Origin of the sequence: Caulobacter segnis ATCC 21756 (assembly GCF_000092285.1) — a bacterium.
Classification (GTDB): domain Bacteria; phylum Pseudomonadota; class Alphaproteobacteria; order Caulobacterales; family Caulobacteraceae; genus Caulobacter; species Caulobacter segnis.
Map to the genome: position 1 here is coordinate 3458679 of NC_014100.1, position 22032 is coordinate 3480710.

Here is a 22032-nt window from a genome sequence, read left to right on the forward strand (position 1 = left end):
TGTAGCGGTTGAGGGGATCCGGGTCAATCTCCCTTCCCCATCAAGGGGGAGGGATTAGACGGAGGCCGGCGCGTCGAAGCGCATCACGTGGATCGCCACCCTCACCTTGCCGCCGACGAAGTTCCCCCCGATCGCCGTCAGCACAACCGGCGTATCGGCGTAGTAGGCTGTCGGTCCGACCACGCCGATGTTGCTGGAATTCTTGGCCACGCCCAGCGAGCCGCCGAACTTGCTGGCCTCGCCCGCGACGCCGCAGTTATAGGCGGTGGCGCCGGTGACCGCCGCCGTGGTCCGGGTCGAGACCGCCAGGACGATCGCGCGGTTCGGGATGACGATGCTGGTCGCGGTCGAGGCGCCCGACAGGGTCACCTCCTGCTCCAGAATCTCGAGCCGCGTCGTGGCGAGGTTCGGCGAGGCGGCGGCGGTCAGGCTTCGGAAGGTTGTCGACAGCGGCGTCCAGGCCGCGCCGTCGAAGGCGACCATCTGGTTCTCGTCCTTGACCCACGCGAGCACGCCCTCGGCGGGCGCGAGCGCCTCCCAGGCGCCGGCCTCGAAGCGCATCAGGGTCCCGGCCGGCTGGCCGCCCCAGGCCGCGCCCGTGGCGCCCGTCGGCAGGATCCAGACGCCGCCGGCGACAGGACTGGCGGGCTGGACCCCGAGGCTACGGCTCTCGACGGCCAGCTGGACGAGGCCGTCGAGCCGGGCGAGGCTTTCGTTGATCGGGATATGTTTCTGCGCCTGGGCGGCGACCACATAGGGCAGGCCAAGGCGGGGCGTGACGTCGTCGAACATGGAGCGGCTCCGGGAGCGATGGAAGACGCTCCCAGCATCATGCCGCTGACGACGCCGGGGACGGCGCGGTCTCCGTCCCCGTCGAACGCCCGTCTACTCGGCGGCGAAAGCCAAATGATTTCCGGAGGTAAGCGCCGTCTTGGCCGCGAGTTCGGCCTTGGCTTGCTCGTACTCGGCCGCGAAACGCGCGATGAGTTCGGCGGCGGGCAGCACTTCCTTGATCGCGCCGATGCCCTGACCCGAGCCCCAGATGTCGCGCCAGGCCTTGGCTTCCTGGTTGCCGCCGGAGCCGAAGCTCATCTTCGACGGATCGCTTTGCGGCAGGTTGTCGGGATCGAGGCCCGCGGCGACGATCGACGAGCGCAGGTAGTTGCCGTGCACGCCGGTGAACAGGTTCGAATAGACGATGCCGTCGGCCTGCCCTTCCACGATGGCGCGCTTGTAACCTTCCACCGCGTTGGCCTCCTCGGTCGCGATGAAGGCCGAGCCGATATAGGCCAGGTCCGCGCCCATGGCCTGGGCGGCCAGGATCGAGCGACCGCAAGCGATCGAGCCCGACAACGCCACCGGGCCGTCGAACCATTGGCGGATTTCCTGGATCAGGGCGAACGGCGACAGCGTGCCGGCGTGGCCGCCGGCCCCGGCCGCCACTGGAATCAGGCCGTCCGCGCCTTTTTCGATCGCCTTACGGGCGAAGCGGTCGGTGATCACGTCATGGAGCGTAATGCCGCCGTAAGAATGGATCGCCTGGTTCAGGTCCTCGCGCGCGCCCAGCGAGGTGATGACGACCGGGACCTTGTACTTCACGCACATGGCGATGTCGTCTTCGAGCCGATTGTTCGTCTTGTGGACGATCTGGTTGACGGCGAACGGCGCCGAGGGCGCGTCCGGATTGGCCTTGTCGTAGGCGGCCAGCTCCTCGGTGATCCGCGCCAGCCACTCGTCCAGCTGCGACAGCGGGCGTGCGTTCAGCGACGGGAACGAGCCCACGATGCCCGCCTTGCACTGGGCGATCACCAGGTCGGGATTGCTGATGATGAACAGCGGCGAGGCGATGACGGGAAGGCGCAGGCGGTCACGCAGGATCGGCGGCAGGGCCATGGGCGAAGGTTCTCCCCTTTGGAGATCGGCTTGAGCGCCGAATATATGATCACCGTTCAGCTTAAACGCTCGTTTGGCGCTCGCGCAAGGCTTGACGGCCGTAGCGGCAGGGGCGCATCACGATCAAAAATAATAATGCTGCAGTGCAGGAGAGAGACGCTTTGACCGAGGCGACCACGCCCCTTGCCGAGGATTTTGGTCCCCAAGGCGACGACGCCACGCGCGCGCGCTGGATGGCCCTGGTCGAGAAGACCCTGAAAGGTCAGAGCTTCGGGGACGCCCTCACCACCGCCACGCCGGACGGCGTGACGATCCAGCCTCTCTATACCGCCAAGGACGGGGTCGCCGTCGCCCGCGACCTACGTCTCCGCGACGCCGAGCGGCCGTGGGACCTGCGGGTCCGCGCCGCCCATCCCGATCCCGCCCGCGTCGCCAAGGACGTGTTGACCGACCTCGAAGGCGGCGCGGCCTCGGTGCTCCTGCAGATCGATCCCACGGGCAAGAACGGCGTCGCCGTCGGATCGGCCGACGATCTGGCCAAAGCGCTCTCGGGCGTGCTTTTGGACCTGGCCCCCGTGGCGCTGGACGCCGGTTTCCTGGGTCCGAAGGCGGCCGACTGGCTGGGCGCTCTGGCCAAGGCCGCGCCCAACGCGCCGCTGGCCTTCCACCTCGATCCGCTGACCGCCTTCATGCGGGCCGGCGAGAGCCCCGGTCCGATCGAGAGCCACGTCTTCAACGCCGCCACGGTGGCGACGCGCCTGGCTTCGACCTACGCCAAGGCCAGCCTGTTCCTGGCGACCGGACGCGCCGTCCACGAAGCTGGCGGCTCGAACGTCGAGGAGCTGGCCGCCATGACCGCCGCCGCTCTCGCCTACGCCAAGGCTCTGACGCGCTCGGGCCTGTCCACGCAGGAGGCTTTCGACCGCATCGTGCTGGGCGTCAGCCTGGACGGCGAGTACTTCACCGGCGTCGCCAAGCTGCGCGCCGCCAAGGCGCTGTGGGCGCGGCTGACGGAGGCCTGTGGGGTCTCCGTCCCCGCGCGGATCGAGGCGCGCTCGTCGCGGCGGATGCTGGCCAAGGCCGACGCCTGGACGAACCTGTTGCGGCTGACCTCGGCCGGGTTCGCCGGGGCTGTGGGCGGCGCCGACGCCATTGTCCTGGACGCCTTCACCGACGCCATCGGCCTGCCCACCGCCTTCGCCCGCCGCCAAGCCCGCAACACCCAGCTGGTGCTGATGGAAGAGAGCAATCTGGGGCGCGTCGCCGATCCGGCCGGCGGGTCCTGGTACCTCGACAGCCTGACCGACCAGCTGGCCCGCGCCGCCTGGAACAACTTCCAGGCCATCGAGGCCGCCGGCGGGATCATCAAGGCGCTGGAGAGCGGCTTCGTCGCCAGCAGCGTCGCCAAGACGCGCATGGCTCAGGAAGCCGCGTTCGCCGACAAGACCCGCAAGATCCTGGGCGTCACCGTCTTCCCCAACGCCGACGACAAGCCGCCGGAGGTCGAAGCGCCCGATCCGGCCGCCTTCGCCGTTGCGGGGCCAGACGTCCGCTTGCCCGGGCCGGACAGCAAGTGCGCCGCGCTGACGCCCATCCGCTTCGCCGCCGCCTTCGAGGGAGCCTGAGCCGTGAGCAAGTTCCCCGACTTCACCCAGATCGACTTCGCCGAGGTCGCCCCCGGCGCCGCGCCGGACGGCAAGGCGTGGAGCACGCCCGAGGGAGTCGACGTCGCCCCGGCCTTCGACGCCAGCGACATCCAGGGCCTGGACTTCCTGGGCGGATTTCCAGGTGTCGCGCCCTATGTGCGCGGCCCCTACCCGACCATGTACGTGACCAACCCGTGGACCGTGCGCCAGTACGCGGGCTTCTCGACGGCCGAGGACTCCAACGCCTTCTATCGCCGCAACCTGGCGGCCGGTCAGATGGGCCTGTCGGTAGCCTTCGATCTGGCCACCCACCGCGGCTATGACAGCGACCACGAGCGGGTGAAGGGCGACGTCGGCATGGCGGGCGTGGCCATCGACTCGATCCTGGACATGCGCACGCTCTTCTCAGGCATCCCGCTCGACAAGATGAGCGTGTCGATGACCATGAACGGCGCGGTGCTCCCGATCCTGGCGCTCTACATCGTCGCGGCCGAGGAACAGGGCGTCAGCCCCGACAAGCTGTCGGGGACGATCCAGAACGACATCCTCAAAGAGTTCATGGTGCGGAACACCTACATCTATCCGCCCGCGCCCTCGATGCGGATCATCTCGGACATCTTCGCCTTCACCTCGGCGAACATGCCCAAGTTCAACTCGATCTCGATCAGCGGCTATCACATGCAGGAGGCCGGCGCGACGGCCGACCTGGAGCTGGCCTACACCCTGGCCGACGGCGTCGAATACGCCCGCGCCGGCGTCGCGGCCGGCATGAGCATCGACGTCTTCGCCCCACGCCTGTCGTTCTTCTGGGCGATCGGCATGAACTACTTCATGGAAGTGGCCAAGATGCGCGCCGCGCGCCTCTTGTGGGCCCGCCTGATGAAGCGCGAGTTCGATCCCAAGGACGACCGCTCGCTGTCCCTGCGCACCCACAGCCAGACCTCCGGCTGGTCGCTGGCGGCCCAGGACGTGTTCAACAACGTCGCCCGCACCTGCGTCGAGGCCATGGCGGCCGTGAACGGCCAGACCCAGAGCCTGCACACCAACAGCCTGGACGAGGCCCTGGCCCTGCCGACGGACTTCTCGGCCCGGATCAGCCGCAACACCCAGCTCTTCCTGCAGATGGAAAGCGGCACGACCCGCGTCGCCGACCCGTGGGGCGGCAGCTACTACGTCGAGCGCCTGACCTACGAGCTGGCCCAGAAGGCGCTCGCCCACATCGAGGAGGTCGAGGCGCTGGGCGGCATGGCCAAGGCCATCGAGCAGGGTCTGCCCAAGCTGCGCATCGAGGAAGCCGCCGCCCGCACCCAGGCCCGCATCGACAGCGGCAAGCAGAGCGTCGTGGGCGTCAACCGCTACAAGCCCGAGGTCGCCGACGACATCCCGGTGCTGAAGGTCGACAACGGGTCGGTCCGCGCCCAGCAACTGGAGAAGCTGGCGCGCCTGAAGGCCGAGCGCGATCCGGCCGCGACGGAGGCCGCCCTGAAGGCGCTGGAGGAAGGCGCGCGGGGGAACGGCAACCTGCTGGCCCTGGCCGTCGACGCCGCCCGCGCCAAGGCCACCGTGGGCGAGATCAGCTATGCGCTGGAGAAGGTGTTCGGCCGCCACCGCGCCGAGATCAAGTCGATCCAGGGGGTCTACATGAAGGAGGCCGGCAACGATCCGAAGACGGCGCGCGCCAAGGCCATGGTCGAGGCGTTCGAGCAGGCCGACGGCCGACGGCCGCGTATCCTGATCGCCAAGATGGGCCAGGACGGCCACGACCGGGGCCAGAAGGTGATCGCCACGGCCTTCGCCGACCTCGGCTTCGACGTCGACATCGGCCCGCTGTTCCAGACGCCCGCCGAGGCCGCGCGCCAGGCCGTGGAGAACGACGTCCACGTGGTCGGCGCCAGCTCTCTGGCCGCCGGACACCTGACGCTCGCTCCGGAGCTGAAGGCCGAGCTGGCCAAGCAGGGACGCGACGACATCCTGATGGTCGTGGGCGGGGTCATCCCGCCTCAGGACTTCCAAGCTCTGCGCGACGCCGGCGCGGTGGCGATCTTCCCGCCCGGTACGGTCATCGCCGAGGCGGCGATCGAGCTGCTGGATCAGTTGAACCGGCAGCTGGGCTATACGCAGGAAGCGGCCTAGGCCTGCTTGCGCCGAAACAGACCGCGCTTCTTCTGGCTCCGCTCGAAGGCCACTTCCTCGGGCAGCCCGTGACGCGCTTCGATGTCCCTCTGCAGCGCCTTGGCCGCCATCAGGTGACCTGGGAATATCGTGTCGACGGCCCAGCCCAGCACGGGCACGGTGTCGGACAGGTTGTCGGCGGCGAGATAGGCGGTCATGCGCCCCATCGTGGCGGGCGAGGCCTTTGCGTGGACGGCATGGAACAACAACAGCGCGCCCGCGCCGAGCCCGTAGGCGAGACCCACGCCCGGAACCCAGGCCAGCACGCCGTCCAGGCCGATGCCGATCGGGCCTACGCCGATCAAACGGTCAGAGAGACGCTTGATCGTCTCCGCGGCGCGCCATGCGCGATGCGCCTTGAACCGCGCGTCATCCACCGGGCCCGTTTGCGGGCCGGCGTAGGCGGCAGCCATGGAGACATCCTCGGTCATGCTCGCAGAACGCTCCGTCTCACACCTCGTTGCATCGGACTCAGATCGTGCGGCGCCGGCGCGACGACAAGTCCCAGGCCTTTCACATCCTCTACCCGGTTGGGTTTCGCGATCAGCCGACGTCGGCTAAGCGAGGACGCGTGAACCCCGGTCTCGACATCGACGTCCTCGAGCAGCGCCTGGTCGCCGGCGACCGCGCCGCCCTGGCCCGCGCCATCACCTTGGTCGAGAGCCGCCGCGCCGATCACCAGGTCGCGGCGCGGACCCTGCTGTCCCGGCTCATGCCGCTGACCGGCCGCGCCCAGCGGATCGGGATCACCGGCGTGCCCGGCGCGGGCAAGTCCACGACGATCGAACGGTTCGGCTGCGACCTGATCGAGGCCGGCCACAAGGTCGCGGTGCTGGCCGTCGATCCGTCCTCAGGCCGACACGGGGGCTCGATCCTGGGCGACAAGACCCGGATGGAGCGGCTCAGTGTCCAGCCGAACGCCTACATCCGCCCCTCCCCCTCCGGCGGCGCTCTAGGCGGCGTGGCGCGCAAGACCCGCGAGGCCATGCTGCTGTGCGAGGCGGCAGGGTTCGACGTGGTCATTGTCGAGACCGTCGGCGTCGGCCAGTCCGAGACGGTCGTCGCCGACATGGTCGACATCTTCCTGGCTCTGCTGATCCCCGGGGGCGGAGACGAACTGCAGGGCATCAAGAAGGGCCTGATCGAGCTGGCCGACCTGCTGGTGATCAACAAGGCCGACGCCGATCCCGCCAAGGCCGAGCGCTCGGCGCGCGACTATCGCAACGCCCTCCACATCCTGAACCCCGCCCATCCTGACTGGACGCCGCCCGTGCTGACCGCCTCGGGCCTGACCGGACAAGGATTGGACATGCTGTGGGTTCAGATCCAACGCCACCGCGAGATCATGACCGCCAACGGCGCACGCGCGGCCCGGCGCGCGGATCAGGACGCGCGGTGGATGTGGGCGATGGTCGAGGATCGTCTGCGCGACGCCTTCAGAACCGCGCCGGCCGTGGCGGCTCTGGCGCCCGATCTCGAAGCCGCCGTGCGGGCGGGACAAGTCCCCGCATCGGCGGCCGCCGACAGATTGCTGGCGGCTTTCGGATTGGATTGAGACCTAGCGCTCGGCCAGGCCAAGGCTCTCAATCACCGCGGAGATCGTCGCGCCACGCGGCACGACCGCCCAATCCCCCGGCGCAGACGCTCGCACGGCCACCACCGCGCCCTTGGGGCAGACATCCAGGCAATCGACTTCGATCACCCCCGACGCCGCCTTTCGCCCCGCGCCCTTAGCCCCCAAGGCCCTCCGCAGGGCCTTCGCCAGCTTCTGGTCGCCATTCTCGCCAAAGCCGCCCTTGAGCTTCTTCGAACATTTTCGGCACACCAGAACCACTTCGGCCCAATCCGCCTTCACTCGCTTGATCGGCTTTTCACTCATGTCTCGCAGATGGGAACGGCGGGCCAACGGTGCTAGGACGGGCCATGGTTCGCAAAGTCACCGCCAAGATCGTCCCCGCCAAGGACCCCGCCGCCGAGGCTGACCGCGCCTGGTTCGCGGCCAACGCCGAAAGGCGTTTCCGCCTTCGTGATCCGGCGCCCCTGGAGTTCAAGGACCCGTTGGGCGATCCAGGCGACGGCTTCTCATGGCGCGTGCTGGTCGCCCTGCTGCCCGACGGCGGCCGCCTGCGACTACCGGTCTCGCTGTCGTGGGAGCTCCACAACGATCACGCCAAGGATCAGCACCTGAGGATCCTGTTCGACCAGATCGCCCCCGCCGAGGCCAAGGCGCGCCTGGGCTGACTCCCATTGACGCGACGCGGCGATCGCGCACCCTCGCCGCATGACCCGTACGATCCTCGTTTGGGCCCTGGTCCTCGCGATCGGCGCTTTCGCCCTGCAGTGGCTTGAACAGCAGTTCGTGCTGCGCGTGCTGTCCTGGAAGATCTATGCCGGCCTGATCGGAACGACCTTCGCGGCCGCCGGCGTCTGGATAGGGTGGAAGCTGGCCGCGCGCGCACGTCCCGAGACGTTCCAGCGCAACGACGCCGCCCTTCGCGCCCTGGGCCTCACCGGCCAGGAAGTCCGGGTTCTGGAGCGCCTGGCCGCCGGCCGCTCGAACAAGGAGATGGCCCGCGACCTCGGCCTCTCGCCCAACACCGTCAAGACGCATGTGGCCAATCTCTACGGCAAGCTCGAGGTCAGCCGACGCACCCAGGCGATCGGCAAGGCGCGGGACCTCGCGCTCATCCCTTGACTGACCGCCGAGGGGGCGAAACCGTCGAATTCACCCTTTCGGGCGATACCGTCTCGGCCGCGTCGACGGCAAGCCTCGGGGTGCGCCGCAGGGGGCGGCGCGGAGGAGGAAAACATGTCCCGCACCATTCTGACCTACGGCCTGATGTCCGGCGCCGTGATCATCCTGGGCATCATCATCAGCATCGTGATCCAGGGCGACGCGCCGCATTCCAGCGTCTGGCTGGGCTATCTGATCATGCTGGTCGGCCTGTCCTCGATCCTGCTGGCCATAAAGCAGCATCGCGACAAGGTCCTGGGCGGCGTTATCAAGTTCTGGCCCGCCTTCCTGATTGGCCTCGGCGTCGCGGTGGTGGCGTCCCTGGCCTACGTGCTGATCTGGGAGATCTACCTGGCCGTGACCCACTACCGTTTCATGGACCAGTACGCCGCCCAGGTCCTGGCGGCCAAGAAGGCCGCGGGCGTCAGCGGCGCGGCCTACGCCAAGCTGGCGGCCGAGATGGAGGCGATGAAGCGTGACTACGCCAATCCGCTCTATCGCCTACCGATGACCTTCGCCGAGATCTTTCCGGTGGGTCTGCTGGTCGCCTTGGTCAGCGCCGCGTTGCTGCGGAACCCGCGGTTCCTGCCCGCGAAGGCCTGAGCCCGTAAGCAGGCGGCCTTTAGGCCGCCTGCAGCTGCTGCTTGACCCGCTCGGCGAGAGTCTTGATGTCGATCGGCTTGGGCAGGAAGGTCACGCCGGTCTCGCCTTCCAGCAAGTCGCTGAACTCGGCCTCGGCGTAGCCCGAGATGAACATCACCGGCGCCGTTCCGAGATAGCCCCGCGCTTTCTTGAGCAAGGTGGGACCGTCGATGCCGGGCATGATGACGTCGCTGATCAAGAGGTCGATCGTGCCGGCGTGTTCCTCGGCGATCAGCAGCGCTTCCTCGCCGTCGGCCGCCTCCAGCACCTCATACCCGCGAGCTCGGAGCAGTCGGGCGGCGACGCTGCGGACGGCGTCCTCGTCCTCGACGAACAGGATGCGGCCGGCGCCGGAGAGGTCGCGCGCCGCGCGCGGCTTCACCGGCTCGGCGGCGGCGGCCTGGGCCGCCACCACGCCGACGGGAGCGTCGTAGACGGGCAGGAAGATGCGGAACGCCGCGCCCTCGCCCGGGCGGCTATGAACGTGGATCCAGCCGTCGCTTTGCTTGACGATGCCGTAGACGGTGGCCAGGCCCAGGCCCGTGCCCTCGCCCACCGGCTTGGTGGTGAAGAACGGGTCGAAGATCTTGCCCATCACGTCAGGCGGGATGCCGGGGCCGTCGTCGCTGACCTCGATGAAGGCGCAGTCGCCGTCGGCGGCCGGGAAGCCCAGCTGGATCGCCTCGTCGCGGTTCAGCCGCGCGGTGCGGATGCGTACGACGCCGCCGCCCTTGGCCGCGCGGACGGCGTCGCGGGCGTTGACGGCCAGGTTCATGACCGCCGTCTCGAGCTGGCTCTTGTCGGCCCGCACCTGCGGCAGGTCGCGGCCGTAGTCCGTGATCAGCTTGACGTCCTCGCGCAGCAGGCGGCGCAGCAGGACCTCGAACTCGGAAATCAGCTCGCCCAGGTCCAGCACCTCGCGCTGGACGGTCTGCTTGCGCGAGAAGGCCAGCAGCTTGCGCACCAGGTCAGCCGCGCGCACGCCAGTCTGACGGATCTCGTTGAGGCCCTCGTACGAAGGGTCGCCGACCGGGTGGCGGTGCAGCAGTTCGTCCAGGCGCAGTTGGATGGCGGTCAGCAGGTTGTTGAAGTCGTGCGCCACGCCGCCGGCCAGCTGGCCGATCGCTTGCATCTTCTGGGCCTGGGCCAGCTGCAGCTCGATCTGCTTCTGCTCGGACACGTCGATCATGTAGGCCACGAGGCGGCCTTCGGCGCGATAGAGATAGAGATGGGCGATGCGGGTGGCGTCGCGGGCCAGGCGCACCTCGTAGGGACCGGCCCGCCCTTCGGCCAGGCGCGTCTCCGTGTCGGCGCGCGAAGCCGCGTCGATCAGGTCGCCGAACACCACCCCGGTCTTGGCTCCGGTCATGGTGGTCAGGGCCGGATTGGCCTCCAGCACGCGAGACTTGAAGGGCTCGAGGCCTTCCAGTAGGGCGGCGCCAAACGGCGATGCGCCCGCGAAGGCGTCCAGCGAGTTGGGCGGCGGCGCGGCGCGCTCGGCGACCGGCGCGGGCGCGAGCGTCTCGACCACGGGGTCGGGCTTGGCGACCGCGGACAGGCGGATCAGGAGGCGGCCGCCCGGCAGGCTGGAGACCTTGGCGACGTGATCGACCTCGGCCGCGCGCAGCGCGCCCTCGGCCATCTGGCCGTTGCGGGCCTGGATCATGGCCGCGAAGAGATCGGCGCCGGCCGCGCCCTTGGGCAAACGACGCTGCGAGCCCATCAAGGCGCGCCAGGCGGCGTTGGCGGCCAGCACCCGGCCATCCGGCGCCGCCAGGCTGGCCGGCTCGCTCAAGGCGACGATGAAGGTCTCGGCCTGATCAGAGTCGTCACCGCTGGCGGCGGTGCCGCGGATGGCCAGCAGGCCCAGCACGGCGACGCCCGCCACGCCCAGCAGCAACAGCAGGCCCGCCAGGGTGGCCGGGCCGGCCTTCAGCGCCGGCGCGGCCGAAAATCCGGCTGCGGCCAGGAAGAAGATCGCCGCGCCCGCCAGCCACGGATCGAAGCGCCGACGCGCCACGCCGGCCAAGGCTTTGTCCTGGAGGTGAAGATCGGCCATCGGCGGCATGAGTACCTTGTTTACGGTGAGGCTGCGACTCACCGGAGATCGTTGAAACGATAACCTTTCCCGAGGGCTAGGTCATTTTTACGGAAATGGGGCCTACAGCGGGCGAGCCCGGGACTGGGGCTTCTTGCCGTTGAGGATGAAACTGATGACCTTGGCCACGGCTTCGAAGTGCTCGACGGGGATCTCTTCGTCGACCTCGACGCTGGCGTAGAGGGCCCGCGCCAGGGGCGGATCCTCCAGCACGGGCACGCCATGCTCCTCGGCGATGGCGCGGATTTTCAAGGCCAGTTCGTCGACACCCTTGGCCACGCAGAGCGGCGCGGGCGTCTCGCCGGCCTCGTATTTCAGCGCCACGGCGTAGTGGGTCGGGTTCATGACGACCACGGTCGCCTTGGGCACCGCCTGCATCATCCGTTGGCGCGAGCGCTGCATCTGGATCTGGCGACGCTTGCCCTTGACGTGCGGGTCACCGTCCGACTGCTTGAACTCGTCCTTGACCTCTTGGAGCGTCATCCGCATCCGGTTCATGAAGCGCTGGCGTTGCCAGAACCAGTCGAAGGCGGCGGTGGCGGTCAGGAAGATGATCACCGCCATCAGCAGCGATTTCGACAGCTTCAGCGCCTCCGGCAGCATCGCCGCGGGGTCCATTCCAACCAGGTTGCGCACCTCGCCGACATGCGGCTTGAGCACCATCCAGGCGATCAGGCCCGTGACCAGGAACTTCACCGCCGACTTGGCGAACTGGACGAAGCCGTCGATCCCGAAGATGCGGCCCAGGCCCTTGATCAGGTCAAGCTTGCTGAAGTCGGGCTTCAGCTTCGAGGGCGTCAGCAGGAAGCCGGACTGGGCGATGTGGGCGATGGCGCCGGCGAAGGCGGAGACCAGCATCACCAGGATCAGCGGCGGCAGGGCGGCCATGGTCGCCTGCTTCATCACCACCATCGCGCCGGCGCTCGACAGGTCGATCGTTCCGGCGTGGGCGATGAACGGATAGAGGGCCGCGGACAGATCGCGCGTCAGCCAGCCGCCGGCCAGGATCACCACCGAGACGGCGCCAGCCAGCGAGGCCAGTTGCGGGATGTCGGCCGACTTGACGACGTCGCCCTTGGCGCGGGCGTCCGCTAACCGTTTCGCCGACGGTTCTTCTGTTTTCGACTCGGGATCCGTATCGTCCGCCATGCGCGCCTCCTAGGCGAAGACCTGCAGGAGCGCGCGGTAGCGGTCGGTCCAGACCATGGCGATGCCGCCCAGGGACAGGGCCAGCAGCGACAGGCCCAGGATCACGCTGAGCGGCGATGTCACGAAGAAGATCTGGAAGGAGGGCATGACCCGTCCGACCAGGCCGGTGGCCAGGTTGAAGACCAGCGAAAAGACGATCACGGGCGCGGCCAACTGGACGCCCAGCGAAAACGACTCCGCCACCGTGCGTACGGCCAGGGTGACGGCGTCGTTGACCGGCACGGCGCGGGTGAACGGGAACAGGGTGTAGGACTTGACGATCGCGCCGATGAACAGGTGATGCAGGCCGGTAGCCATGATCAAGGTCAGGCCCAGCATTGACAGGAACGTCGCCACGGCGGTGCTCGACCCCTGCATCGATGGATTGGTCGTCTGGGCGAAGGAAAGCGTGGTCTGAAGCGATATGATTTCGCCGGCCGTGGTCAGCGAGATCATGAACAGCCGCAGCACCGAACCGATCATCAGGCCGATCAGAATCTCATGGATGACCGCGCCCACCAACCCGCCCAGCGTGGTCGGGATCGGCGGGACTGTGTCCTGCACCAGAGGGCCCAGCAGCAGCGCCATCAGAAGGGCGAAGGACAGGCGGATGCGCGGCGGGACGGACTGATCGCCAACGCCGGGCATGGTCATGACCATGGCGCCCACTCGCGAGAACACGAGGGCGGCGACATAGACCTGAAACGCCGTGGCGAAGGAATTCACGCTGCCCGCCCCTTCGCTACAGGCCCGCGATGCGGGCGGCGATCTGGCGCATGAAGGCGCTCATCAGCGCGCCCATCATCGGCAGGAAGATCAGCAGCGACACGAAGATCGCGACGATCTTCGGCGCATAGACCAGGGTCTGCTCCTGGATCTGGGTCAGGGCCTGAAAAAGGCCGATCGCGACGCCGACGACCAAGCCGACGATCAGCACGGGCGCGCACAGTTTGAGCGTCAGCCAGATCGCGTCCCGGCCGACATCAAGAACCTCGGCGCCCGTCATCGAAAAGCCTCGTGGGAATCGGCCGCCAAGGCCGTGGAATCGACGGCTTCAGCTTGGGTGGAATATGGTTAACGAGGCGTTAGGAGTTGCTCCTCCGCGGGGGCGATCGGGCCGAGCGCGACGGTGCGTCGCGGCGCGAGCCTTGGGCCACAACACCGGCGGCCGTCATTGGACCATCGCATATTTCCCTTTTCCAAGATCGTCGCGACGTTCGCCTGATCGCGAGGTCCTGAGGATCGTGCGCTTCCATCCGGACAGCACACCGATGGCGGTGGGCCTTTACATCACCGCCGCCTGCTGGTTCACCGCCTCGACATCCTTCGCCAAATCCGGCGGTGACGCTCGCGCGGAGCCTGTCGGACACCTTCGCCGGCGTCGCGCCAGTCGCCGGCGTGTTCGACTGGCTTCTCCAGACGGAGCGCACCGCATGACGACGACCGACTTCCCGATCACGATCTTCCACAACCCCGCCTGCGGCACGTCGCGCAACGTCGTGGCGATGGTTCGGGCGGCCGGCTACGAGCCGGAGATCGTCGAGTACCTCAAGGCCGGCTGGACGCGTGACCAACTGAAGGATCTCGCCGCCAAGAGCGGCCTGTCGGTCCGCCAGCTCTTGCGCGAAAAGGGCACGCCCGCCGAGGCGCTGGGCCTGCTGGCGGACGGCGTGGCGGAGGACCGCATCCTCGACGCCATGATCGAACAGCCGATCCTGGTGAACCGGCCGATCGTCGTGAGCCCGAAGGGCGCGAATCTGTGCCGCCCCTCGGAGCTCGTGCTCGACCTGCTCGATCAGCGCCCCGCCAGCTTCACCAAGGAAGACGGCGAGGTCGTGAAGCTCTAGCGGATGCGGATGCGCACCGGGACCTGGATATAGGAGCCCGCGCGGCTCTTGCCGTCCGGACCCAGCAGGTCGACCTGGAACTGGGAAGCCATCGACAGAGCCGCTTGGCCCACGCCCAGCTCGCTCGGGGTCTCGTCCTGGACCGTGCAGGCCGTCAGGCGGCCATCGCTCTTGACCAGGCAATTCAGCAGGGCGACGGCCTCGCGCGGCTGCGACGCGGGGACGAGCATGTCCGAAGCGGTCTTGGCCGGAACGGGGGTGGCGACCACGGCGGCGGCCAAGGCGAGCGAAGCAATCACGAGTTCATCCCTTTACTTGTCGTTCTTTGCGGCGGGCCCCTCTTCCGCCGCGTCCCGTTTCGGGTCAGACGGCCGGAGCCCGCTGAAGACGTTGCAGGCCTTGTGCCGCCAGGTCGGTCAGCGACCGCAGGCCAAGCTCCGAGAAGATGTCGAAGGCCGCGGCCAGGGCGACGCCCGCCCGCGCCAAGCGGCCGTCGTCACGCCCCGTGATCTCGACCCGCGCTTCGTAGAGGCGCGCCAGATTCATCTGAGCGACCGCCCAGGTCGCGGGATCGCGTGCGCCCCGCACTTCGGCCAGCTCGGCCTTGAAGGCCAGTTCGGCGGCGTCCAGCACCGCCAGATCGGCGGTCAGTTCGGCGCAGCGCGCCAGGCACAGGGCGCGGTTGTTGGCGACGTGGGCGCGCAGCGCGAGGGCGGGCTGGACTCTCAGAATCTGCGTGGCGCGGTCATAGGCCGAGACCGCCTGTTCGAAGACCCGCTCGCTGGTGGTGGCCTCGCCCATCGTCTGGAGGGTCGCGCCCAGCAGGGCCTGGGCCCGAGCCCAGTCCATGGGGCTGTGATCGAGCGAGAGAACCTGACCGGCGTCGGTCACCGCGTTCACGCCCTCGCCGATGCGCGCGATCTCGCCGTCGAGGTCGCCCAGTTGCACCAGCGCGGCGCCGCGGAGGCACTCGAGTCGGGCCCACGCCTGCGGCTCGAAATCGGAGTCCAGGCCTTCCAGGGCGGCCTTGGCCTCGGATGCGGCGAGTTGCGCGAGCGCGCGGTCCTTCAGGCGCGCCGCGCAGGTGAGGATCAGATCGATGCGGTTGGCGCGCTGGTCGGCCAGCAGCAGCCGCGCCCCGCCGCCCTTGGCGCGCTTGGCGGCCGCGAGGGCGCGCAGCGGCGCCTCGAAGGCTTGGACAGCGGCCAGGGCTCGATCCATATCGCCGTCGGCCAGGGCCGCCCGCCCTTCCAGTGAAGCCGACAAGGCGCCGCAAAGCGCGGTGCGGTGGTTCGCGGGGGTCCGCGCCAAGGTCGACGTGGCCGCGGCCACCAGACCTTCGTCGCCGAACAGGTCCGCGCCCTGCAGCGCCAGCATGACCTGCTCGCAACGCGCCCGCGGCCAAGCCGTCCTGGCGTCGCTCGGTCTCGAAAACCTTCACGGCGGCTTCGGCCTGAGCCGCGCCCTTGCGCAGGGCCGTGGCGTCGCCCGTGCGACGCGCCAGCTCACGCCAGATCACGGCGGCTTCCAGCAATCGCGTTCCGCGATCCTTGGTCCCAAGGCGGCTGGCGGCGACGTCGGCGGAGCGGGCCTCGTTGTTCAACAGGCTCACGTCCAGCAGTTCCAGCAGCGACGTGTCGCCGCCGGTCAGGCCCTCGCGCCAAACGCTCTTGGCGTCGGCCTCGACACCAAACAGTCGCTTCAGATCTCGTCCGAATTCGAACATGGCCAGCGCACTCCACTTTGAGCGTCCCAAGCCGGGACAGCCGTCGAAGGTTCAACGCTCAAGGAGCAAAACCGGAGCCAGCAGCTTTAACAAGTGGTTAATAGGTCTTTACGGCGCGTTAACCATAAATATTTCCGAAGCCTTCACACCCCACCCACAACATCGCCCAAAATGGAGGAGGCTGGACGGATTTGGCACAGTTTTTGCTTAACCCGACGCGCCCACGGCATCCCACCCAACGAATTTATTAGAACGCCGTTCATCGAACTTAAAATGACGTTAACTATAAGTTTTAGGGCTCCGTTTACCTTCTGTTCGCACCCCTCCCCGAGCTTGAGCAAAGCAGGTTAGAACCGGCCAGGAATTGATTGGGAGCCCGCCATGGTCGCCGTCACACTCTGGATCGCCAGCCTCTGCCGCCAAGACCCGAGCTATGGCGGCTGGTCCTATGTACGCCGGATCGAAGGCGAGACCGGCGCCGCGGCGATCAAGGGCGCGGCCGGGGGCGAGCGCCGCACGACGGGCGCCAAGATGAGCCTGACCGCGCTGACCGAAGCGCTCGAAGGTCTTTCTGACCTGCCCGCCGACGCCGCCGTGACCCTGCGCTTTTCGGATCTGGAGCTTGCGGGCCAGCTTGTCGCCCCGGACGGTGAGTACGCGACGACTGAGCCCGACGCCTGGGCGGCCGCGCGCGCCGCCGTAGCCGCTCGCCCGGTGCTGGAAATGGTCCCCGCCTCAGCTGGCGACGGGACCAATGGCTTCCTGGCGGCCTGGGCGGAGTTTGGCCTAGACACCAGCAAGTCCCGCGGCAGCTTCAAGGCCGCGATCCCCAAGCCGAACCTGATGAAGTTCCCGGGCTAGCTAGTCGCGGCAAGCGACGATCAGGTTCGCCGTCGCCGGATTGCAGGCGAACGGGATATCCGCCAGCGTCGCCATCCGGATCAGCGCCTTGACGTCCACGTCGTGCGGCTGCGGCGACAGCGGATCGACGAAGAAGATCAGCACGTCCAGCCGCCCCTCGGCGATCATCGCGCCCAGTTGCTGGTCACCGCCCAGCGGGCCGCTCTTCAGCCGCACCAGATCGAGGCCAGGCAGCGCCTCCAGGATCCTGCCGCCGGTCGTGCCGGTGGCGAACAGCGCCTTGTCCCTCAGAAAGTCGACGTGCGCCTCGGCCCAGTCGACAAGAGCGGCCTTCTTGTCGTCGTGGGCCACCAATCCAATCGAGATGGGGCCGATGGCGAGGGGAGCGGGCATGGCGCGATTCCTGGCGGCTTGGAGGCGCACTCATTTCGCGCCTCGGGCGCTATGGCAAGACGGCCTCTGCTCGCGACTTGGGCAGGAGGCGCGCGATCGCCACCCGACCTCTTGCGTGATCGCGGGCGAAGGTTCGTCCTGAAGCTCTAGCCAGATGGGGAGCAGACGACGATGGTGACGCGCAATTCCGACGAGCCGGCGCTGGGACGCCGTTCCTTCCTGCGCAGCGCGGCGCTCCTCGCCGCCGCCGCGCCGATCGTGACCGAGGCCTCTCTCGCGCATGCCGCCCAGACCGCCGCCCCGCCGTCCGGCATGGCGCTGCACGGACAGAGCCCCAACGCCCCGCCCTCCGGCGCGGTGCTGATCAACGCCAATGAAAACCCTCTCGGCCCCAGCAAGGCGGCTTGCGACGCCATCGCTCGCGTCGCGCCGCTGGGCGGGCGTTACGACCTCAACGGGGAGACCGACCTGCTGACCCGCACCTTCGCGGCGCAGAACGGGCTGAAGCCTGAATATGTCGAGGTCTACGCCGGCTCGTCCGAGCCCCTGCACTACAGCGTGCTGGCCTTCACCTCGCCGGCCAAGAGCTTCGTCACCGCCGACCCGTCGTATGAGGCCGGCATGTACGCCGCCAAGACCAGCCAGGCCAAGGTGGTCAAGGTTCCGCTGACCAAGGACTACGCCCACGACGTCAAGGCCATGGTGGCCGCCGACGCCCAGGCCGGCGTGATCTATATCTGCAATCCCAACAACCCGACCGGCACGGTCACCACCAAGCAGGACATCATCTGGGCGCTGGAGAACAAGCCAGCCGGCTCCATCCTGCTTGTCGACGAAGCCTATATCCACCTCACGGACGAGCCAGACACGCTGGATCTCGTGGCCCAGGGCAAGGACCTGATCGTCCTGCGCACCTTCTCCAAGATCTATGGCATGGCCGGCATTCGCTGCGGGTTCGCGGTCGGGCGTCCCGACCTTCTGGCCAAGCTCAAGCCCTTCGGCCAGAACGCCATGCCGATCACCGGCTCGGCGGCCGCCCGCGCTTCCCTCGAGGACGCCAGCCTCGTGCCGACGCGGCGCAAGATCATCGGCGACACCCGCCGCGATACGATCGCCTGGCTGAAGGCCGGCGGCTATAAGGTCATCGGCGATCCGCAGACCAACTGCTTCATGATCGACACGGGCCGCAACGGCAAAGCCGTGTTCGCGGCGATGAAGGCCAAGAACGTCCTAATCGGCCGCACTTGGCCCATCTGGCCCAACGCCGTCCGCGTCTCGGTCGGCACGCCGGAAGAGATGGCCAAGTTCAAGATCGCCTTCAAGGAGGTCATGGACGCCAAGCCGACGGCCATCGGCGACCATGTCCAGCACGCGGAACTCGACTATTATGCAATCCTATAGCCGCCGCACCGTGCGCACCCGATAGAGAGGGCCGCCCCCAAGCGAGGGCGGCCTTCGCGTATCCGCTACGGACAGGGCGTTACGTATCGATCCTTGATGTCAGTGCGAGAACCCCAGCTATAACCGGCTCCATCGCAGCCTCTGTAGCTTTCGCCGACCTGGATCGTCTTGGCTTCGTTGGCATAGTACATGACCAGGATCTCCTGATCGAAAGGTCCCGACGAAGCCGGCCCGGCTACGGCCATGGCGGTCAACACGGCCGCTACGGCCGCCTTCATGATCAACGTCCTCATAGCGCTCTCCTTGCCCAGCGACAGTCGGAGCAAAGCTGACACAACCCCAGGATAAGAAAAGTCTAAACTCGCGCCAAAGCTACACTCGCTCGCAGGCCTTCCGATCACGCCACCTTGAACCTTGGCGGCGGCAGGCTCAGACGCGTGTCGGCCACGGCTTCACCGCGGAAGAACCGCACCAACAGGCCCTGCACGTCGGGATGGGCCTCGAAGACGTTGTGGCCGGCGTTCTCGACGATCACGCGGGACTTGCGCGTGAACTGGGCCGCCACCTCGTCCTGCTCGGACATCGGCGTGCGGCCGTCCAGCGTGCCGGCGAGCAGAAGGGCCGGATGGCCGATCCGGAGCGGCGTCCGAAAGGTTTCGCCCAGGTCCACGCCTGGGACCGCCCCCAGCAGTTGCGGCATCGGAAAGTTCAGCGCCTCGCCCAGCACGGCGGTCTTCGCCTCGCGTCGCACCTGGGCCAGCCGGCCCGGCGAGACGCCCGATGCAAGGTCGGTCGCCTCGGGCATGCCGGCGATGCCGAGCTGGCTCGCGAACTCGCCCACAAACGGCTTGAGCACATCGGTGTTTCCAGCGTCCAGCGCCAGATAGAGCCCCGGCAGCATGACCAGGGTCTGTGGATTGGCGATCAGCCCGCCCGCCATCAACTGGATGGCGAAGCCGCCCAGCTTCAGCTCGACCGGCGCGCCGTTCAGCGTCGCGGCCATGCTGACCGGCGCGGCCTCCATCCTCGCGTGCACGCGCCGCATCAAAGCCGGCAAGTCGGGGATCGCCGCGCGGACGGCGGGGTCGGCGGCCAGGAGGCTGTCCACCTGTCGCAGCATGGCGTCGACCGCGGCGGGCCGCTTCACGGTCTGGTCCTGACCTTCCAGGCTGGCCAGGGCCACGCGGTTCACGCGATCGCCGTGCCGCTTGAGCATGCTGAGCGCCAGGTGGGTGCCATAGCTGATGCCCCACAGGTCGACCTTCTCGGCGCCCAGATGGCGGCGCAGGTCGTCGATGTCGTCGGCGTTCTGTTCGGTGTTGTAGCCGGTCATGGCCACCCCGGCCTTGGTCCAGTCGGCCCACGCCTCCTGGAAGTCCCGCCGGAAATAGGACGTCAGCCCCACCTCGGTGAACGGCGGCGGCGGACGTGTCGAGGGCGGCCGCTCGGGGATATGGTTGGACAGGCCCGTGCCTCGCTGGTCGAAGGCGATGACGTCCGCCACCTCGCGCAGCGCCATGAAGATCGGATAGCGCGGTCCGCCCGCCGCCCGTGTCGCCAGGCCGCCCGGCCCCCCAGCCAGATAGACGATCGGCGGACCCGGCTTGGCCGCCGTCGAGGCGAACCGCACATAGCTCAGCCTGATCTTCCGGGAGCGTGGATCGCGGCGGTCCTCGGGAACCTCGAAGAAGCCGCGTTCGGCGTCCGTCTCCTGCCCCTTCCAGCCCTTGAAGCGGAAGGGACCGGCGGGCGGCGAGGGCGGCGCGGCGGCCTGGGCCAGCGCCAGGCCAGGAACGGCGAGACCAGGGAGAGCGAGGCCGGCGGCGAGCACGGCGCGGCGGTTGAGCGATGCATGGGTCATGGCGGCAAGTGAGCCGGTCGGCGGCCCGCCCGCCACATCGCTTCGGCCAACGGCGCCCTGCGATCGGTGAACGGTGGCGCGCCTCGGCGAACGGCGCTCTACAGTGACGCCATGTGGCGAACCCTGCTTCTGATCCTCTTTTTGACAAGCCTCGCGACTCTGGCGCGGGCCCAGGACACCACGTGGGAGGCTTGCCATGGCGCGCCCGGCGTGACGGGCCCCGTGCTGAGCGATTGCCGTCCGATCGGGGACTTCGTCGATCCCCAAGGCCAGGAGCTCTGGATCCGCGCGACGATCCCCGCCCCGAGCGACACCCAGCCGCGCGCCCTTTACGTGGCGGGCGTCGCCTCGTCCGAAGCCTGGCTCAATGGCGAGCGGCTGGGGTCCAACGGCCGCCCTGGAGCGTCGGCGCGGGACGAGATCCCAGGACGCTATCAGGCGACCTTTCCGATCCGCGAGGCCGCCTGGCGCCCCGACGCGAACACCCTGGTGGTGCGCCTGTCGTCCTTCCACGGCGGCCTGCGCTTCGCCGGCCCCATGACCGCCATCACCGTTCTGCCCTTCCCCTACCCGCAACGCACCGCCTTGTTGGCCGTGACCTTCGTGGCGGCCGGCGCGCTGCTCGCGGCGACGTTCGGCTTCGGCGTCATCCACGCCCTGAGACGGACAGGCTCCAGCCTCGTCTTGGCCGGCATGGCGGGCGTCGCGGCCCTGCAGTCCGTGGTCGAGAGCCTGCGGCCGTTGTTCAACTATCCCTATCCGCTCCACGCTTGGCGGATGAGCGCCATCTGGGCGCTCGCGGCCGGCTTCGCGATCCTGTTGGTGGTCTACGTCGCCAGCCGGTTCCTGCCCAAGGCGCGCGGCCTGATGATCGGCCTGGCCGTGGGCGGGATCGGCGCCACGGCCCTGCTCCCGGGTTTCGACAACAAGACGGTCTGGGCGCTGGTCCTGGGCGTCGCGCTGGCTATTCCACCGGCCGCGGTCGGCGTGCGTCGACGTATCCCTGGCGCCCGGCCTGTCCTGGCCTATCTGGCGCTCTTCCTCGCCGTGGCCGTCGGCTTTCCCGAATGGCTGGCCGACTTCTCCTACTTCCTGCTCGTCGCCAGCCTGGTGCTGCCGCTGCTGATGGTCGAGGTGGTGCGGCTGGGCCGCGAGGACCGCGGCCGGGAAGCGGCCCTGACCCGCGCCGTCAGCCTGCCCGACCGGCTCACGGTGGCTTCGGCCCGGGGCGTCGAGCTGGCGCCCATCGCCGAGATCCTGGCCGTGGTCGGGGCCGACGACTATGTCGAGCTGCGGCTGGTCGGCGGACGTAGCCTGCTACACGCGGCGCGCCTGGACGCTCTGACGACCCAACTGCCAGCGAACTTCCTGCGGGTCCACCGGTCGGTGATCGCCAACCTGGCGCACGTCCGCCGGCTGGAGCGCGACGGCGACCGCTGGCGGCTGCATCTGAGCGAGGGCGCGCCCCTGCCCGTCAGCCGCTCTCGCCAGAGGGCTCTGCGCGAGGCGCTGGAAGACACGCCCGTCGCCGAGGCGATATCGGCCTGAAGTCGGCTTCGGCCGACGCCGG

The 22032-nt window shown here is 68.5% G+C and carries 22 protein-coding genes and 2 pseudogenes; 11 read left to right on the plus strand and 13 right to left on the minus strand.

Translation table 11 applies throughout. The features are described 5' to 3' along the window. Positions 1 to 54: 54 nt before the first annotated feature. Positions 55 to 792, minus strand: a complete 738-nt coding sequence (locus tag CSEG_RS15885; RefSeq protein ID WP_013080252.1) for a DUF2793 domain-containing protein — start codon at positions 790 to 792, stop codon at positions 55 to 57. A gap of 93 nt (positions 793 to 885) precedes the next feature. Beyond that, positions 886 to 1893, minus strand: a complete 1008-nt coding sequence (locus tag CSEG_RS15890; RefSeq protein WP_013080253.1) for an NAD(P)H-dependent flavin oxidoreductase — start codon at positions 1891 to 1893, stop codon at positions 886 to 888. A gap of 233 nt (positions 1894 to 2126) precedes the next feature. On the opposite strand from CSEG_RS15890, the gene CSEG_RS15895 reads away from it, so the two are divergent. Next, positions 2127 to 3518, plus strand: coding sequence for a methylmalonyl-CoA mutase family protein (locus CSEG_RS15895; RefSeq protein WP_053463828.1), 1392 nt, complete (start codon positions 2127 to 2129; stop codon positions 3516 to 3518). Positions 3519 to 3521: 3 nt separating this feature from the next. Beyond that, the gene (scpA, locus tag CSEG_RS15900; protein WP_013080255.1) at positions 3522 to 5672 is read left to right on the plus strand and encodes a methylmalonyl-CoA mutase; all 2151 of its coding nucleotides are present in this window, start codon (positions 3522 to 3524) and stop codon (positions 5670 to 5672) included. On the opposite strand, the gene CSEG_RS15905 is transcribed toward scpA, so the two are convergent. Further along, positions 5669 to 6124, minus strand: a complete 456-nt coding sequence (locus CSEG_RS15905; protein ID WP_013080256.1) for a DUF4112 domain-containing protein — start codon at positions 6122 to 6124, stop codon at positions 5669 to 5671. The two genes, scpA and CSEG_RS15905, sit on opposite strands and share 4 nt — an antisense overlap. Before the next feature lie 158 nt (positions 6125 to 6282). Here CSEG_RS15905 and meaB point away from each other — a divergent pair, with 158 nt between their 5' ends. Next, positions 6283 to 7266, plus strand: a complete 984-nt coding sequence (gene meaB, locus CSEG_RS15910; RefSeq protein WP_041538341.1) for a methylmalonyl Co-A mutase-associated GTPase MeaB — start codon at positions 6283 to 6285, stop codon at positions 7264 to 7266. A gap of 3 nt (positions 7267 to 7269) precedes the next feature. On the opposite strand, the gene CSEG_RS15915 is transcribed toward meaB, so the two are convergent. Continuing rightward, the gene (locus CSEG_RS15915) at positions 7270 to 7590 is read right to left on the minus strand and encodes a thioredoxin domain-containing protein (protein ID WP_013080258.1); all 321 of its coding nucleotides are present in this window, start codon (positions 7588 to 7590) and stop codon (positions 7270 to 7272) included. A gap of 44 nt (positions 7591 to 7634) precedes the next feature. Between CSEG_RS15915 and CSEG_RS15920 the strand changes: the two genes are divergently transcribed. The 3 genes from CSEG_RS15920 (at position 7635) to CSEG_RS15930 (ending at position 9048) form a co-directional block, all read left to right on the plus strand. Beyond that, a complete protein-coding gene (locus tag CSEG_RS15920) occupies positions 7635 to 7952 on the plus strand; it encodes a hypothetical protein (RefSeq protein ID WP_013080259.1) in 318 nt (105 codons plus the stop codon). Positions 7953 to 7992: 40 nt separating this feature from the next. After that, positions 7993 to 8406 (plus strand): response regulator transcription factor, encoded by a 414-nt coding sequence (locus CSEG_RS15925; RefSeq protein ID WP_013080260.1) that lies wholly within the window; start codon positions 7993 to 7995, stop codon positions 8404 to 8406. Between the two features lie 114 nt (positions 8407 to 8520). Then, a complete protein-coding gene (locus CSEG_RS15930) occupies positions 8521 to 9048 on the plus strand; it encodes a DUF4199 domain-containing protein (RefSeq protein ID WP_013080261.1) in 528 nt (175 codons plus the stop codon). Between the two features lie 19 nt (positions 9049 to 9067). Here the strand turns inward: CSEG_RS15930 and cckA are convergent, their stop codons facing one another. The 4 genes from cckA to fliQ form a co-directional block, all read right to left on the minus strand. Beyond that, positions 9068 to 11146: a cell cycle histidine kinase CckA gene (gene cckA / locus CSEG_RS15935; protein WP_041538697.1), complete on the minus strand. Its 2079-nt coding sequence runs from the start codon at positions 11144 to 11146 to the stop codon at positions 9068 to 9070. A 102-nt stretch (positions 11147 to 11248) separates the two neighbouring features. Continuing rightward, complete coding sequence (gene flhB, locus CSEG_RS15940; protein WP_013080263.1) at positions 11249 to 12334, minus strand: flagellar biosynthesis protein FlhB; 1086 nt, start codon at positions 12332 to 12334, stop codon at positions 11249 to 11251. A 9-nt stretch (positions 12335 to 12343) separates the two neighbouring features. Next, positions 12344 to 13099 carry a flagellar biosynthetic protein FliR gene (fliR, locus tag CSEG_RS15945; protein ID WP_013080264.1) on the minus strand — a complete coding sequence of 252 codons (756 nt, stop codon included), beginning with the start codon at positions 13097 to 13099 and terminating at the stop codon, positions 12344 to 12346. Between the two features lie 16 nt (positions 13100 to 13115). Next, entirely contained in the window at positions 13116 to 13379 is a 264-nt protein-coding gene (gene fliQ, locus CSEG_RS15950; RefSeq protein WP_013080265.1) for a flagellar biosynthesis protein FliQ, read from the minus strand. 189 nt (positions 13380 to 13568) lie between these two features. Here fliQ and CSEG_RS23795 point away from each other — a divergent pair. Further along, positions 13569 to 13810 (plus strand): annotated as a pseudogene (locus tag CSEG_RS23795) (aquaporin family protein); the annotation flags it as partial. Further along, positions 13807 to 14220, plus strand: coding sequence for an arsenate reductase (glutaredoxin) (gene arsC, locus CSEG_RS15955; RefSeq protein ID WP_013080266.1), 414 nt, complete (start codon positions 13807 to 13809; stop codon positions 14218 to 14220). The pseudogene CSEG_RS23795 and the gene arsC, both read left to right, overlap by 4 nt. On the opposite strand, the gene CSEG_RS15960 is transcribed toward arsC, so the two are convergent. After that, complete coding sequence (locus CSEG_RS15960) at positions 14217 to 14519, minus strand: energy transducer TonB (protein ID WP_013080267.1); 303 nt, start codon at positions 14517 to 14519, stop codon at positions 14217 to 14219. The genes arsC and CSEG_RS15960 overlap by 4 nt on opposite strands. A 64-nt stretch (positions 14520 to 14583) precedes the next feature. Then, positions 14584 to 15946, minus strand: a pseudogene (locus CSEG_RS22105) (hypothetical protein). A 381-nt stretch (positions 15947 to 16327) separates the two neighbouring features. Between CSEG_RS22105 and CSEG_RS15970 the strand changes: the two are divergent. Then, complete coding sequence (locus CSEG_RS15970) at positions 16328 to 16807, plus strand: ribonuclease H family protein (protein WP_013080268.1); 480 nt, start codon at positions 16328 to 16330, stop codon at positions 16805 to 16807. On the opposite strand, the gene CSEG_RS15975 is transcribed toward CSEG_RS15970, so the two are convergent. After that, positions 16808 to 17200 carry a methylglyoxal synthase gene (locus CSEG_RS15975; RefSeq protein ID WP_013080269.1) on the minus strand — a complete coding sequence of 131 codons (393 nt, stop codon included), beginning with the start codon at positions 17198 to 17200 and terminating at the stop codon, positions 16808 to 16810. 171 nt (positions 17201 to 17371) lie between these two features. Between CSEG_RS15975 and CSEG_RS15980 the strand changes: the two genes are divergently transcribed. Continuing rightward, the gene (locus tag CSEG_RS15980) at positions 17372 to 18601 is read left to right on the plus strand and encodes a pyridoxal phosphate-dependent aminotransferase (protein WP_013080270.1); all 1230 of its coding nucleotides are present in this window, start codon (positions 17372 to 17374) and stop codon (positions 18599 to 18601) included. 65 nt (positions 18602 to 18666) lie between these two features. On the opposite strand, the gene CSEG_RS15985 is transcribed toward CSEG_RS15980, so the two are convergent. Together CSEG_RS15985 and CSEG_RS15990 are read right to left on the minus strand one after the other, a co-directional pair. Further along, the gene (locus CSEG_RS15985; RefSeq protein ID WP_013080271.1) at positions 18667 to 18894 is read right to left on the minus strand and encodes a DUF6289 family protein; all 228 of its coding nucleotides are present in this window, start codon (positions 18892 to 18894) and stop codon (positions 18667 to 18669) included. Positions 18895 to 18998: 104 nt separating this feature from the next. Beyond that, a complete protein-coding gene (locus tag CSEG_RS15990) occupies positions 18999 to 20462 on the minus strand; it encodes an alpha/beta hydrolase (RefSeq protein WP_013080272.1) in 1464 nt (487 codons plus the stop codon). A 141-nt stretch (positions 20463 to 20603) separates the two neighbouring features. On the opposite strand from CSEG_RS15990, the gene CSEG_RS15995 reads away from it, so the two are divergent. After that, positions 20604 to 22010, plus strand: a complete 1407-nt coding sequence (locus tag CSEG_RS15995; RefSeq protein WP_227878850.1) for a LytTR family DNA-binding domain-containing protein — start codon at positions 20604 to 20606, stop codon at positions 22008 to 22010. The last annotated feature ends 22 nt before the right edge of the window (positions 22011 to 22032 follow it).

What these genes read in the sequence shown, in the direction of transcription:
- CSEG_RS15885 (WP_013080252.1), bottom strand. Translation starts at nt 792, where the DNA reads ATGTTCGACGACGTCACGCCCCGCCTTGGCCTGCCCTATGTGGTCGCC.
- flhB (WP_013080263.1), bottom strand. Translation starts at nt 12,334, where the DNA reads ATGGCGGACGATACGGATCCCGAGTCGAAAACAGAAGAACCGTCGGCG.
- CSEG_RS15915 (WP_013080258.1), bottom strand. Translation starts at nt 7,590, where the DNA reads ATGAGTGAAAAGCCGATCAAGCGAGTGAAGGCGGATTGGGCCGAAGTG.
- CSEG_RS15905 (WP_013080256.1), bottom strand. Translation starts at nt 6,124, where the DNA reads ATGGCTGCCGCCTACGCCGGCCCGCAAACGGGCCCGGTGGATGACGCG.
- CSEG_RS15985 (WP_013080271.1), bottom strand. Translation starts at nt 18,894, where the DNA reads ATGAGGACGTTGATCATGAAGGCGGCCGTAGCGGCCGTGTTGACCGCC.
- CSEG_RS15990 (WP_013080272.1), bottom strand. Translation starts at nt 20,462, where the DNA reads ATGACCCATGCATCGCTCAACCGCCGCGCCGTGCTCGCCGCCGGCCTC.
- CSEG_RS15980 (WP_013080270.1), top strand. Translation starts at nt 17,372, where the DNA reads ATGGTGACGCGCAATTCCGACGAGCCGGCGCTGGGACGCCGTTCCTTC.
- CSEG_RS15920 (WP_013080259.1), top strand. Translation starts at nt 7,635, where the DNA reads ATGGTTCGCAAAGTCACCGCCAAGATCGTCCCCGCCAAGGACCCCGCC.
- fliQ (WP_013080265.1), bottom strand. Translation starts at nt 13,379, where the DNA reads ATGACGGGCGCCGAGGTTCTTGATGTCGGCCGGGACGCGATCTGGCTG.
- CSEG_RS15925 (WP_013080260.1), top strand. Translation starts at nt 7,993, where the DNA reads ATGACCCGTACGATCCTCGTTTGGGCCCTGGTCCTCGCGATCGGCGCT.
- CSEG_RS15895 (WP_053463828.1), top strand. Translation starts at nt 2,127, where the DNA reads ATGGCCCTGGTCGAGAAGACCCTGAAAGGTCAGAGCTTCGGGGACGCC.
- cckA (WP_041538697.1), bottom strand. Translation starts at nt 11,146, where the DNA reads ATGGCCGATCTTCACCTCCAGGACAAAGCCTTGGCCGGCGTGGCGCGT.
- CSEG_RS15975 (WP_013080269.1), bottom strand. Translation starts at nt 17,200, where the DNA reads ATGCCCGCTCCCCTCGCCATCGGCCCCATCTCGATTGGATTGGTGGCC.
- CSEG_RS15970 (WP_013080268.1), top strand. Translation starts at nt 16,328, where the DNA reads ATGGTCGCCGTCACACTCTGGATCGCCAGCCTCTGCCGCCAAGACCCG.
- arsC (WP_013080266.1), top strand. Translation starts at nt 13,807, where the DNA reads ATGACGACGACCGACTTCCCGATCACGATCTTCCACAACCCCGCCTGC.
- CSEG_RS15890 (WP_013080253.1), bottom strand. Translation starts at nt 1,893, where the DNA reads ATGGCCCTGCCGCCGATCCTGCGTGACCGCCTGCGCCTTCCCGTCATC.
- CSEG_RS15930 (WP_013080261.1), top strand. Translation starts at nt 8,521, where the DNA reads ATGTCCCGCACCATTCTGACCTACGGCCTGATGTCCGGCGCCGTGATC.